The organism is Vibrio sp. 99K-1, from assembly GCF_013114585.1.
Lineage (GTDB): Bacteria > Pseudomonadota > Gammaproteobacteria > Enterobacterales > Vibrionaceae > Vibrio > Vibrio chagasii_B.
In genome coordinates this window covers 1-13,508 of record NZ_VTXF01000053.1, presented here as the reverse complement: position 1 = coordinate 13,508, position 13,508 = coordinate 1, and the positions used below count along the sequence as shown (strand labels likewise).

The 13,508-nt window shown below is 41.7% G+C and carries 8 protein-coding genes and 5 tRNA genes; 3 read left to right on the top strand and 10 right to left on the bottom strand.

Annotated features, from left to right (window positions below; translation table 11 throughout):
• Positions 1-18 precede the first annotated feature (18 nt).
• The 4 genes from F0228_RS25425 to F0228_RS25410 form a co-directional block, all read right to left on the bottom strand.
• Positions 19-94: transfer RNA gene (locus F0228_RS25425), tRNA-Gly, on the bottom strand.
• 37 nt (positions 95-131) lie between these two features.
• Positions 132-205, bottom strand: a tRNA-Cys gene (locus F0228_RS25420).
• A 66-nt stretch (positions 206-271) separates the two neighbouring features.
• A tRNA-Leu gene (locus F0228_RS25415) sits at positions 272-358 on the bottom strand.
• A 305-nt stretch (positions 359-663) separates the two neighbouring features.
• Positions 664-2,253 carry a citrate lyase ligase gene (locus F0228_RS25410; RefSeq protein ID WP_239930726.1) on the bottom strand — a complete coding sequence of 530 codons (1,590 nt, stop codon included), beginning with the start codon at positions 2,251-2,253 and terminating at the stop codon, positions 664-666.
• A gap of 548 nt (positions 2,254-2,801) precedes the next feature.
• Between F0228_RS25410 and F0228_RS25405 the strand changes: the two genes are divergently transcribed.
• Positions 2,802-3,590 carry a lipase gene (locus F0228_RS25405; RefSeq protein WP_171763047.1) on the top strand — a complete coding sequence of 263 codons (789 nt, stop codon included), beginning with the start codon at positions 2,802-2,804 and terminating at the stop codon, positions 3,588-3,590.
• 90 nt (positions 3,591-3,680) lie between these two features.
• Here F0228_RS25405 and F0228_RS25400 read toward each other — a convergent pair whose 3' ends face one another.
• From F0228_RS25400 to F0228_RS25380, 5 genes are all read right to left on the bottom strand, one after another.
• Complete coding sequence (locus F0228_RS25400; RefSeq protein WP_061030878.1) at positions 3,681-5,546, bottom strand: methyl-accepting chemotaxis protein; 1,866 nt, start codon at positions 5,544-5,546, stop codon at positions 3,681-3,683.
• A gap of 466 nt (positions 5,547-6,012) precedes the next feature.
• Positions 6,013-6,088: transfer RNA gene (locus tag F0228_RS25395), tRNA-Gly, on the bottom strand.
• Positions 6,089-6,134: 46 nt separating this feature from the next.
• Positions 6,135-6,208: transfer RNA gene (locus F0228_RS25390), tRNA-Cys, on the bottom strand.
• 197 nt (positions 6,209-6,405) lie between these two features.
• Positions 6,406-7,851: an ATPase RavA stimulator ViaA gene (gene viaA, locus F0228_RS25385; protein ID WP_061030877.1), complete on the bottom strand. Its 1,446-nt coding sequence runs from the start codon at positions 7,849-7,851 to the stop codon at positions 6,406-6,408.
• Between the two features lie 11 nt (positions 7,852-7,862).
• On the bottom strand, positions 7,863-9,518 hold the full coding sequence (locus tag F0228_RS25380) for an ATPase RavA domain-containing protein (protein ID WP_061030876.1): 1,656 nt from the start codon (positions 9,516-9,518) through the stop codon (positions 7,863-7,865).
• Between the two features lie 287 nt (positions 9,519-9,805).
• Between F0228_RS25380 and F0228_RS25375 the strand changes: the two genes are divergently transcribed.
• Both F0228_RS25375 and ltaE read left to right on the top strand, forming a co-directional pair.
• Positions 9,806-10,321 (top strand): NUDIX hydrolase, encoded by a 516-nt coding sequence (locus tag F0228_RS25375; protein WP_061030875.1) that lies wholly within the window; start codon positions 9,806-9,808, stop codon positions 10,319-10,321.
• 17 nt (positions 10,322-10,338) lie between these two features.
• Positions 10,339-11,349, top strand: coding sequence for a low-specificity L-threonine aldolase (gene ltaE / locus F0228_RS25370; RefSeq protein WP_061030874.1), 1,011 nt, complete (start codon positions 10,339-10,341; stop codon positions 11,347-11,349).
• Positions 11,350-11,427: 78 nt separating this feature from the next.
• Here the strand turns inward: ltaE and F0228_RS25365 are convergent, their stop codons facing one another.
• Positions 11,428-13,422, bottom strand: a complete 1,995-nt coding sequence (locus F0228_RS25365; protein WP_239940244.1) for a hypothetical protein — start codon at positions 13,420-13,422, stop codon at positions 11,428-11,430.
• Between the last annotated feature and the right edge of the window lie 86 nt (positions 13,423-13,508).

Below are 13,508 nucleotides of genomic sequence, written 5' to 3'. Positions count from 1 at the left end.
AATCAACATTACAAAATTTGGAGCGATACATCGGGTTCGAACCGATGACCTCAACCTTGGCAAGGTTGCGCTCTACCAACTGAGCTAGTATCGCATTTTCATTCATCTGCTTTCTAAAATGAAAGAGAGAATGGAGGCGCCTCCCGGAGTCGAACCGAGGTCCACGGATTTGCAATCCGCTGCATAGCCACTCTGCCAAGGCGCCTTTAATAGTGATTTAAGAGAACAACTCTTGGTTCATCACTCTACTCAAAAGTAGGAGCAAGATAGATGGTGCCCCGGGCCGGACTTGAACCGGCACAGCGCGAACGCCGAGGGATTTTAAATCCCTTGTGTCTACCAATTCCACCACCAGGGCAACGCAATTATGCATGCCTATTACTGAAATAGAACACCATCGCTCAGCGACCTAAGCCGTGAGAACGAGGTGTACTTTAACGGATGGAAAAAATTCGTCAACAATAAATTTTATCTTTTAATTCAAGTGATTAATTATCGAACTTTGACGGTTGAATTTACTACTGATTGCGCAAATGGCAAACACAATCTCCTCCTCCAAAGCCGGCTCAAAATCATTCATAATACATGGGAACGAGAAAACTCGAATAAAAATGCCAGTCGAAGGACTGGCTTTATCAGTAATTCTGGAAAGCACGAACCTAATTAATAATTTTCTTTCAAAAATTGATATGTCGGCTTTGGCACTATTGCTTCTATACTGCTGAAATCTCGGCTTGCTAAGAACTCCCTGACTTTAGAAGCACTGATCACATCACCGTTTGTTGATATACGTTCAATGATTTCAACTTCAATATCATATGCAGGGAGTAGCTCCTGCATTTTTTCATTGTATTGTTGGGTGATTTGACACTTTGGTTCATTTCCAAGAAATATCTTACTAATATTCAGCGCTTTAGCTATGTACTCACAAAAAAACCATGCTTCCATTGATGCATCAGCTTTAGCTTCAGAAGTTTCTTTATCGAAGTAATCTGGGTAAGTCAATTCAGTACAAATAAACTTCCCCCCTCGAATAACGGTGACGTTACCGATATGTTTAGTACTTTCAAAGACTAACTTAAATCGGTCTTCAAATTTAAAGAAAGATTTATCTTCTTCGATAACGAAAATGAACAACTTATCGACACTCCTTGCGGCGTGTTCGATTAAGTGTAAATGTCCCTTAGTAATTGGGTTACAATTAACCGCTACGCTGCCTATAACACCTTCATTATCTGTAGCATGTTGATCCAATAACTCTAAGTAAGATTTCATTTCACAAGATTCAAGCGCCTGCGCAGTGTGTCTAAATAAGAAATACTTGAACTTTTCTAGGACCGAAAGGATGCTCTCATCTATTCTATCGCCTTGATTAACCAATTTTGAATCTTCGTTTTTCAGTAGAGGGATTAGATGCTCTTTAACGATTACCTCGGAAAGTACTTTGTTACCTCTAGGTGAGTAATGGCCTTGCTTATCGTTTAAATCAATAAAAAAGTCGCTACCTCTTTCTATGAGATTCAAGTCGATTTTATTTAAGTCTTGAAGACCTTCACTTCTAAATTCATCAAAGTTGAAGAAAACTACTATATCATTCTCTTTGATATTGGTTTGAACCAAGTTATTCATAGCTTGTAGGAGTTTCATCCCAATAATTCCATGATTCTCTAGTACTACATCAGAAAAATGCTTGTTAATACTACGTTGAACTTGAGAAACGAGTGTGTAAATATCACTCATACCACTAGAATATGTTGTTGACGAACCAAAAAACAATACCTTTCGAGCTGGAATATTGGGCTGACCTACTGTTACTCTCAAACCATTTTTCACTGACATCATCGGTCTTTCGGTATCAAGAAGAGCTACTTTAGTGCCTTTAATCACTGGCCTTGAATAGTCAAAAAATGTAGGTATTTGGCTTTTTTCTGCGTCATCATAAAGTGACAATATGTACTCTGGCACTTTAACCCCCTGCCCCCACAATTTTCGCTCACCTGCATATTTTTGAGTATTTGACATAAGGTCTTTTTCTTGAACCGACTTTATTTTTAGATCTTGACCTAATCCAACCACATCAATTAACAAAGGGGTAGCACCTTGACTCTTAACGTAGTCAGTTACAAATTTCACTTTGTCAACGTCATTTACTGTATTATTTAGAAGATCCATGCTTTTAACGATATCGCTATCAATAAACTCTAATGATTTATCTTCCTGAAGACGATTTGCTTTTAATAATTCACCATTCATTACATACAAATTCAATAGCATAAAATAATATTCATACTTATTGAATTTGTAGACTAACTCCTCTATCGATCTAATAGCATTAGTATAGTCTTTTTTTTGTACATATAGCTCAGCAAGCCTAAGGTTCTTAGACATCTCGATTTTTGGAGGTAGTATAGGAAGTAATCTATATAAGCTTTTTAATACCCAGTAAAACGTTAACTTATACGATTGACTTTTTGATAGCATGAATAGAGCCTTTTACATTATCTTTATAACTTCGAAATTTCGAAGATGCTACCATATTAAATTTTCAATAATGTAAGGTTAAGTAAGGCATTGTATTCATCTTAGTTACAAACTGTATTGTATAAAAAAGCCTAATTATTAGACAACGCCCAGATTATTATTAAAAGATATTAACCAATATTACAAGTTAATGTCATATAGTTTATTTAGAACGGGTTTGATACAAACTCAATGTCATTCCATCGCTTATTCCTCCCTTCATCTCTGTTTCACATTCTAAGACTATAGTATTTAAAATACTGTCAAAACCATGAGTACCCGTGAAACCACTAAAACGATACCAGTACGAGCGCTATGCCGTTCTTTGTAACCTCGCCTACCCTAGAGTTTTTAAGCAAACTCGCTATGGTTTCGATCCAAATGGACAGCGCGTCATAAAGAACCAGTTTGGTAAGACGATGATTCGGGTTCTTTGGAGTAGCGACAAAGATGAAGTGGTTGTGGTTATTAAAGGGTCACATAGTGTATCAGACTGGATGCTTAACTTTGCTCTTTGGACGAGAAGCTGCAAAAGGATTGGACTCAACTATCGTGTTCACGCGGGGTTTTATCACCTGATGTTTCAAGAGAGCCAGCCGAGCCGCAACGAAGACAAGTTAGGTTTGAGCGTGATTGAGCGATTAGAAACGGTTCTTATACCGTTATTGGAACAAGGGAAAAGGATTGCGATTACTGGGCACTCCTCCGGCGGCGCCATTGGTTGTGTCTTTGCGGATTATTTTGACAAGAAATACCCTGGCTGCATTAAGCGAATCGTGACCTTTGGACAACCAGCAATTGGTGATTGGAGCTTTAAGAAGCGCTATCGCCTTCGCAAAAAAACCTATCGTATATGTTGTGACATCGACATTGTGACCTTCATGCCGCCCGTACCTTTACTGTATTGGCATGTAGGAAAGGTACTTTGGCTATACAACGGCAGAATCTATGAAAACACCCCAACGTTTATTCGCCTTGGACGTTCTATTTTTAGCTGGTTGATTAGGCCTTTCTCTTACCACTTGATGAGTAAATACATACGTAATAAAGACTTCTTTGATCAGCATTGAAACTCGTATTTGCACCGCAAAGAAAGAGCACATACTGCTAGCAGTCTGTGCTCTGGTATTTACTAATCTATCTGTATTGCGCTTTGATTGTTAAAGCTTGAATCGAGACAACTCTTGTTTCAAATCACTTGCTAAATTGCTGAGCTGATCCGCCTGAGACACAGCATCCGTCGCATCAAGTGCCATAACGTCACTCACTTCACGAACAGATTCAGTATTAGCATTAATTTCAGCAGTAACCAGTGACTGCTCTTCCGCAGCAGAAGCAATTTGAGTCGCCATATCACTGATCACTTGAATCGCTTCACGGATTTGAGCCAAGCTCTCTCCCGCCATATCAACATCATGCACACTTGTCTCTGCCATGTCGTGACTTTGAGTCATCACTTTAACCGCGCTATTTGTCGCCTGTTGCAAGCGCTTGATCTTATCTTCAATTTCTTCCGTTGAAGCATGAGTACGCTGTGACAATACTCGAACCTCATCAGCTACAACGGCAAAGCCACGACCTTGTTCACCAGCCCTCGCCGCTTCAATCGCAGCATTTAGTGCCAGTAGGTTAGTTTGTTCAGCGATCTCACGTATCGTCGCTAAGATAGACGCAATTTGTTGCCCATGCTCTTCTAGCTCGCTGATAATAGATACAGCGCTCGTCAGTTCAGTAGCAAGCTCATTGATTGATGATTGGCTTTTTGCCATCTGCTGGAAGCCTTGCTCGCTTAATTCAACCGAATGACTGGCGCTTTTCGCTGTATTGTCTGCGTTAGAAGCGATCTCAGCCGTCGCAGTCGCCATTTCAGTTACCGCAGTAGCTACCATTGTAATTTCATCTTGCTGTCGGCTGACGCTATCACTGCGCTTAAGGGCACTCTCATTGGCATGCTCAGCACCATTGTTCATTGCTGTGGATACTTGAGTAACGTTGGTCATCATTCCATGCAGTCGATCGACAAACACATTGAACTTATCGGCCAACTGACCAACTTCATCTTTGCTGGATACTTGAAGGCGTTGCGTTAAGTCACCTTCACCCTCTGCGATATCTGCGAGAGCTTCGCTCACTCGTCCTAGCTCCACCAACTGGCGAGCAACAAACCAAGACGTCGCTGCAGCCATCACAATCAAAACAATCAAGCCTGTAGTGATCTGACTGACCAACATGTCGAACAGAGGTTGTTCCAAGACATCTTTATCCATCTCAATCACAAGTAACCAATCTGTACCACTGATTGGCTCCGCCATGATCACTCGTTCGTGACCATCAACTTGGGTAAAGATCGTCGTTAGATTCTGCGCTGCACTGTTTAAACCAGCAACACTCAACTCCGGAGCGATGTCATTCACCTGTTTAAGAATAAAGTCTTCGTTTTGGTGAGCGACCACCGTACCTTGTTTGTCGATAAGGATCGCTCGACCATTTCCTGGAACCTGGATAGCTAATACGTCTTTAATCAGCTTGTCCAACGCGAGGTTCGAAGCAACGACACCAATAATGGATCCGTTCTCGGTGACCGGATCGGTCAGTGTAACCACGAGCGCCTGCATCGTAACGCTTACATACGGCTTGGTTGTGACGGCTTTGTTTTGAGCTAACGTCTCTTTATACCAGCCACGAACTCTTGGGTCGTACCCTGCTTTATTGAGAGAAGGATCATGACGGAACATCTCCCCGTCTTTATTGCCGTAATAACTCAATCCAAAGCCACCAGATACAAGGGTTTGACGTAAGTGCGGGACAATATCTAATGAAGGGTTAAGTTGAACTTGTTGTTGAAGACCATGTACGGCTTGTTTCTTGTCGTAAAACCAATCACTGATCCCTTTTGCATGGGCATTCAGCGTGTTACGACTTTCACTCTCTATAGCCTGCCAGCTGTTACTTTGAAACGTCTTATAACCCATAAAAAGAAGAATTGCGGATGTAAAAGCAATCGCCAAAACTACAGAGAAAACCATTTTCCTCTTTAGACTAAATTGCATATTAAGAACCTCTTATAGAACAATTAAAGAAATATAAAGAGAAATCCTATCACCCATACTCATGTTTTTATTAGGGTTATCCCAAAAAACAATGAAACAAATTGAGCATTATGTTTAATTGTGACTTTGATTTATTTACTGGTTTATCAACGATAAAGATTATTTAGTCACAAACAAAAGCGAGTTGTAGAAAACAAAGTAAAAGTAAAAGTAAAAGCAGAGTGCTCAAACAGAGCAGATAAGCAGATAAGCAGATAAGCAGATAAGCAGATAAGCAGATAAGCAGATAAGCAGATAAAAAATAAGACGCCAGATACGAAAAAACCAGCCACTAAGACTGGTTTTTCTGAATGATGGAGGCGCCTCCCGGAGTCGAACCGAGGTCCACGGATTTGCAATCCGCTGCATAGCCACTCTGCCAAGGAATCAACATTACAAAATTTGGAGCGATACATCGGGTTCGAACCGATGACCTCAACCTTGGCAAGGTTGCGCTCTACCAACTGAGCTAGTATCGCATTTTCATTCTTAGTATCTCTTAACTTATCAAACTAAGAGAAAGAATGGAGGCGCCTCCCGGAGTCGAACCGAGGTCCACGGATTTGCAATCCGCTGCATAGCCACTCTGCCAAGGCGCCTTTTTATTTCAACACTTTAGGGACTAAGTAAGTCACTCCGCTGTGTTCGGGTGCCTACTTTACGGATTAAGGAGAGATAGTCAAACAAAAAAGTGAATTTAAATTCTGTTTGCTGACATTTAAATCAAATTGCTGCATGTTCGATCTTTTCAGCTAAAAAACACACAGCAAATTGGTTTAAATTCGCGACTCGCGGTCTACCACTTCTTCATGAAGCGACCAACCAAAGTCGGGTGATATGCCCAACAATGATCAAACATAGTCATTAATTGAGGGTTACCGTACTTAGAAAGGCTTACTGCGTGGAAACGGTTCTTATGTTCCTTCAACTTTTCAACCTGAGCGATCATCTCGTCAGACTGCTTAGGGGCAATAAAATCAGAGAGCACGATTAAATCGGCATTCTTGTATTTGTCGCCTGTCATCAAATCGATCGATTTCATCAATACAGGTTCCAAATCTGTACCTCCGTGAAATGAATAGCTCAAGAAGTCACTCGCTTCACGTAAGCCATCTTGTCTTGTTAGCTCGTAAGTAATCTGTTCAGAAGAGAAAAGGATCACGTAACAATCTCGTTCTTCCGCAAGAGCAATTTGCATTAGTGCATAGGCCATTGCTTTAGCAGATTGCTCAGGAAAGCCACTCATGGAACCAGAGGCATCTACACAAACAATAAACGGCCCCTTTTCGATATCAACGTGTTTACTGTCTGGCTTTTGCGCCTTAACTTTACGTAACGTACGAGACTTACCTTTGGAGCGGTAACTTAGTAAGCGTTTGTCTGCCAAGTGTTTGTAGAAGATAACTTCAAGCTCTGGGTAAGCCAAGAACATGGTTTCGTTTGGCAGCATCTTGTTAAGATCATCGCTTTCATGAATACCGACGATATCGTCTACGGCTTCATCGCTTTTCTCTTCAACCATCTGCAGCTCTTCTACAGGGGCTTTATGTAACGAAGGATCGTCTTCCATGCCCGCCATACGGCCCAGCTTCTCAGCGATCTCTTGTAGACCTTTGTGTTTATTTAAAAACTCTGCGTGACGCTTCATTACGGTTAAGTCCGTTTTACTTAACTTAGCAGAAGCCATATCCCACAAACGCCCAACACTGCCCTCATCACCAGATTCCGTCACTTTATCCATGTTTTTCATGGTTTCCATACGTTGGTAGAGATCCGCTAAAACTTTCTCTTTACTGGTTTCAAGTTCTGTCACTTGGGCTTGCTTGATAGCATCTGACAGCGATTGGTACCACTGATCGCAGAAGTAGTGTGGGAACATCGCATTATAAACGCCCTTGTTGTTTTCCATCAGGCGTCTAGCTTGCAGGTAAAACGCTGAGTGCCACTCCAATTTTTTGATGACATTATCGATCTCATCAAAAAACTGGGGTTCATCCCAGTGAATCACTTCTTGATAAAGCGCGATTTCTTCTTGGAATCGGTCGGTCTCACACACCTTCGTAACGCGTTTTTTTACTTTACCGCGCCATTTCACTAGGTGGTTTTTCACCGACGTTTTTACCCCTTTATTCTCAGCAGCCATCATCACTTGAGAACGGGCGATGAGATCATTCATCGCCGTATCAATGATGCCTGAGTCAGCAACCATTAAAGCAAGGTTTAAACCGTCTGCTCCTAACATACTTGTCCCCTCTACTCGAAGTACTGACTCATAAATTTAAGACGCTGAGCAATCTTGCTGCTCTTCACTTTCGCGGTCTCAAGCTCTTGTGTTACCGCTTGCAAACTTGACTCCATCGCTTTTGGTAGCTCTGGGTCAATATAGTTGTGAGGTAGCGCATCGTGGAAATCGGTACGTACTCGTTTCAGCTTGAATTCAGCTTCGTTTAGCTGCTCAAGTGCTCGCTCAGCGCCACTCAACCATTTGTTATAAAGCTCTTGGTCCAAACCATCAGTGGTCACAACACTGACTAATACCGAGCGGTTCGCGATGTCTTTAATCACTAGCTGGTTCGATGCATCAAGATCCAACTTCAAGCGACACAGATTCTTGTTTTCGTTTACGTAACCGTAAATATCTCCGTGCCCTTCTTTAAGCACACGATCGAAATCATCTTTCGCTACGTAAACCCAACGACTATCGCCTTTCTCTGATTCTGAAACTGACATGTTGCTTTGCAGCAGAACTAACTTAACTAAGTTGTAAGCACTACCGACGCTGTACGTCTTCGCGTTTTTAATATCGCTGTGGTAAACGTCTTTACGTAGAAGGCCGCTGGTTGTCTCCATTGAGAGGGAAACAGAAAGTGTTGATTCAACTTCGTCTTGGATATCTTCAAGCTCTTCACGTGACATTTCAATTTGAGCTTTGGACTCTTGTTGATCAAAAGCTCGATTCAACGCAAAGTCTTTGACCACACTACGAACCACATCTCGTGATTCTGGGCTGTGCCACAAACAATCTTGCAGTAAAAGAATATCAAGCGGGTTTACGCTGTCACGACCACTGAAGAACGCACTCGCCTTCAGCAGTTTCACAGCTTTCTTCCAACGTCTGTCTGAAACATACAGATCGGATTCAGAAGTTGAACCCTGCTGCTTAACCGTTTCTTCTAGCATGGTTTTCAACTCATACAGCTTATTGAATGCGTTATCTGTCAGTTCAAGCTTGTCGAGTTCTTTTTGCCACTGGTGATATTCAATATCCGTGATCGCCAATCCCTTCGGGATCTCAGCTTCTTGAGAAGTGCCTGCCGTCAGCATCGACTTGAAGTTTTGTTTGTTCTGAATGCGGTTTACAAACACGCGAACAAGCATTCGGTCATAAAGCGCTTCTAGGCCGCTATCTTCATCTGGAAGTTCATTCGACGCAGAGACCAATAAGCGCATTGGTACGCGTTCAATATCACTACCGTTCTTGAACGTTTTTTCATTCACAACAGTAAGGAGTGTATTAAGGATTGCCGGACCAGCTTTCCAGATTTCATCAAGGAATACGACTTGAGCGGTTGGAAGGTAGCCTTCAGTCAACCTTACGTAGCGACCGTTGTCTTTCAGTTCTTGGATACTTAGAGGACCGAACACTTCTTCAGGCGTAGAAAAGCGTGTCATCAAATATTCGAAATAGCTGCTGTTATCGAAAGCTTGGATTAGGCGTTTAGCGATAAGACTTTTTGCAATGCCTGGAGGGCCTAGTAGGAAAACACTTTCACCAGCCAAAGCAGCCAGTAAACAGAGCTTAATGGTATCTTCTCTTTCGTAGACACCATCAGAGAGAGCATGCGCTAATTTGTTAATTCTTTCAGAGAGTAGCGCCTTGTCAGCATGTGAAGAAATAGAAGGGGTCATGCATTACTCCGAAAATCTTTGGACAATAAAGAGTGTAGATTTGTTTTTATACATTTGTTAGCACTTTGTTACAAGTGTATTTTATTATTGAGTTGCATTTATATCAGATGGTTACGTCAGTAATTTCGATGTAATCATAGATTGCAAATTTGAGAGTGGAGTCACGGATGGTGTGAAATTTAATTCAAAACTATGTCTAAATTTTCTTTTATTTTCGACACCATAGAAGTTAAGGTGGTGCACGTCTTTCGAATACGACAAATTGGCAAGGAACGTGGCCAGACTGCATGAATAAAGTTATCCATCAATGGAAAAGTATTTCTCTCATAGAAGAGACCGTGACGCTCCCTACGAACGTTGTGGTAAAACATACAACAATCAATCACCCTGGTGCGGCCGTTATTCTTCCTATCACCTCATCTGGAAAAATCATCCTGATTAACCAGTTTCGTCCTTCCCTTAAAAAGTGGCTTTTAGAACTGCCTGCAGGCACGATGGAAGTTAACGAGACACCTCTTGAATGCGCACAGCGCGAACTGGAAGAAGAAACAGGTTACAGTGCAACTTCTTTTCAAAGCTTGGGGCAAGTTACGCCTTTAGCTGGCTTCTGCGATGAGATACAGCATCTATTCGTCGCAAAAGACCTTAGCCTCACAACCCGCTTTGAATGTGATGAAGATGAAGTCATAGAAGTGATCGAGCTGAGCTTAGAAGAACTGCACGACAAAATACGACACGATCAAATCACCGATACAAAAACTATCGCTTGTTTAAGTAAAGCCCAACTCTGCGGCTACCTATAATACTCTAGGAGAGAAACATGGACTTTCGTTCTGATACCGTAACTAAACCCTCACAAGCAATGCGCAGTGTAATGGCAAACGCAGAAGTCGGTGATGATGTATATGGTGACGACCCAACCGTAAATGAACTTGAGCAGTGGGCTGCAAACGAAACGGGTTTTGAAGCCGCGATGTTCACCTCTTCAGGTACGCAAGCTAATCTACTCGGCCTAATGGCACACTGTGAGCGTGGAGACGAATACCTTTGTGGTCAACAAGCGCACAACTACAAATACGAAGCTGGCGGCGCTGCGGTACTGGGTTCGATTCAACCTCAACCAATCGAGAACAACCCTGACGGCACTCTTGATTTCAAAAAGCTTGCCGCTGCTATTAAGCCAGACGACAGCCACTTCGCTCGCACTAAACTCCTAAGCTTAGAAAACACGATTAACGGCAAAGTACTGCCAATGTCTTACCTAGCGGAAGCTCGTGATTTCGTAAACCAACACGGTTTGCAAATGCACCTAGACGGCGCGCGAGTATATAACGCAGCAGTGGCACTAGACGTGCACATCAAAGAGATCGCACAACACTTCGATTCGATGACGATTTGTTTATCAAAAGGTTTGGGTGCTCCGATTGGCTCTCTGCTACTTGGTAGTAAAGAGTACATCGCTAAAGCACGTCGACTACGTAAAATGGTCGGTGGTGGTATGCGCCAAGCGGGTATTCTTGCCGCAGCAGGAAAAATGGCGCTGACTGAGAACGTTACTCAGCTCAAAGCTGACCACGAGAACGCGAAAAACCTGGCTATTGGCTTGAGTAAATTGGAAGGCTTCTCGGTTAACCCGGATTTCGTTCAAACAAATATCGTATTTGCGAAGTTAGACGAGTCAGTGGATATCAACCGTATCGCAGGTGAACTTAGCGAACAAGGTATTACAATGACACCTGGTAACCCTGTACGTTTTGTCACTCACCGCGATATTAGTGCAGAGGATATTTCTCGATTCTTAAATGAATTACAAAAAGCGCTGACAGTCTAATACCATAATCAGCCCTTAACGAATCGTAAAATGCCACACTATGTCGTGTGGCATTTTTTACCATCAGTCAGTTAATACTTATTCCGGTTTAGGTACTACACGCATGTTGTCCATATAGTAATCAGGAATAATACGAGGGTAAAATCTATCCTCTAGACACTCATAAAGGAACTCATCATCATTTCTGTTTTGCGGCGGTAAACCACATACTTTGATTGCGCGACCATTATTGACATATTCCTGCTTTTGGTTATCAAAAATCTCTTCAACAAAATAGAATTTATTGCCTTTGACTACGCCACCATAACTGCGGTCAAACATACTTTGACTTAGAGCGAAGTTCGCAACTTCGTTGTTATTCAAGTTGCTGTACACTTTCATTGTATAATGACTAACATCGGCATCAAATAGCTGGTCTTTTGACAAGACTAATTCTTGCTTTGCAAACATAATATTTCGATACACGATAGCACCACTATCATGCACTAAAGTCACACGATAACCCATGATGTCCTGGCCATACACCCTTAAGTCCACACCACTTATCGCTTGTAAGCCATTAAAAATCCACTCCCAAGGGTTAATAACAGACGGAAGGATTTGATATAGCGTAGTCATCGCAGTATTCCCACCACTGAGATCTTCAACAATCGCAGAACCTTCACTTTGATCAAGTAACGAGCCTACTGTAATCGGGAAGGATTGACTACGGAAATTAGGAACATACACACACAGCTCTTCAAGCGTAATGCCATTAGTAAAACCACTACCTTCAATCTCGTCACTATTACATAAATGACGCTCGGATTCCCCGGTGACCACTTTAGGAATGTGTTTTACAACCGCATTTACAGCACTCGCTAAATTGAATGTTTTCCCGATATTGACCAGCTTAAAGTTTGTTGTAACAGCCTTATTCATTGCCTGAGAGGCAGAGTTTACAAAAGTCGCCCCTGTAGGCCCTGTTGTAATTTTGACTAATGAATTAAACAAACGACGAATGTTAGGAACCATCGCCTTTTTCCAAATTTCAGAATTCAAATTAACATCCGACACGCTCTTCTTCATCACTTCCCAAGAGATTGGATCGATACCTGCAGGTTTTAAATCATTATTTACTTTGTCTTTTGAAACAAACAAAGTCGATTCATTTTGCATAATATAAGAGCGAAGGTTTGAAAGAAATTCAATAACAGAAACACCCTGTTCACCAGGCTTAAAATACTCTGCTGGATATAAAACTTCTGCGTTACCCGTAGGGATCGTCTCAAGCCCAAACAACATCACCTCCGAAAGACTTACCTCTTTGTAGGCCACGTACGAGTTGTTCCAAGTTTTAACTATAGGCGTAGTAGTACACTCCGCACACCTAACTATGTCTCGAATTACATCCTTTAAAAGCTTGTCTAACTCCCTTTCAGCAGTAGTCATCGATAACTTTTCTGAAAGATATTTTTGTATAAACAGCAGCTCTTGATAATGGATTTTCTCTGCTTTTGTTGGCTTTGGTGACGAAAAATCTATTTGCTCAATTTCAGCATCATGAAAGCGCTTTGCTTCATTATCATACTGAACGAACAATTGTTGTTTTGCACCGACAAAATCTAGCCCTGTTTTACTGCTGTTTTCATCCAGCTCTCGGCGAATGATTGTTTGTAGTTCAGGGTTAATACGAGCGTCCATAATGGACTGCGTGTCTGCGATAATAGGGCTAACATAACCCTGATCTCCATGATGAACATCGGCAAGAACGATATTAGTATTACTAATCATCTCGAGCTTGACATTAAGATATTGTTTCTTAATTGGCTCTTGCTCTTGATACCAATTCGAAGAAACCGAATCGTATTTTTCTTTCAGATAATCCTTACAAGGATTCTCTTCCGAACGGTAAGTTAAGCAATTCTTCGAAAGAACCAACTGAAATAGGTATAGGGAGTCATGGTATTGAGGATCCACTTGGTCATAAAACACCGTTTGAACAACCGACGAGTGATTAACGTCTTGTGCAAAAGAAGTATTCGACAAAAGCGCGCTCATTAATACGAACGGCAAAGCCTTAGATATTTTCATGTATTTTTATTCTCGCTGAGATTTTATGCTTCGCCGCTAATAATAAAAATAACAATAAAAATAACAATCGAACCTAGTGATAAAAC

Bases quoted from the DNA above. Each gene is read 5' to 3' on its own strand.
- ltaE (WP_061030874.1), top strand. From the start codon at position 10,339: ATGGACTTTCGTTCTGATACCGTAACTAAACCCTCACAAGCAATGCGC.
- viaA (WP_061030877.1), bottom strand. From the start codon at position 7,851: ATGTTAGGAGCAGACGGTTTAAACCTTGCTTTAATGGTTGCTGACTCA.
- F0228_RS25380 (WP_061030876.1), bottom strand. From the start codon at position 9,518: ATGACCCCTTCTATTTCTTCACATGCTGACAAGGCGCTACTCTCTGAA.
- F0228_RS25410 (WP_239930726.1), bottom strand. From the start codon at position 2,253: ATGAATGGTGAATTATTAAAAGCAAATCGTCTTCAGGAAGATAAATCA.
- F0228_RS25365 (WP_239940244.1), bottom strand. From the start codon at position 13,422: ATGAAAATATCTAAGGCTTTGCCGTTCGTATTAATGAGCGCGCTTTTG.
- F0228_RS25400 (WP_061030878.1), bottom strand. From the start codon at position 5,546: ATGGTTTTCTCTGTAGTTTTGGCGATTGCTTTTACATCCGCAATTCTT.
- F0228_RS25375 (WP_061030875.1), top strand. From the start codon at position 9,806: ATGAATAAAGTTATCCATCAATGGAAAAGTATTTCTCTCATAGAAGAG.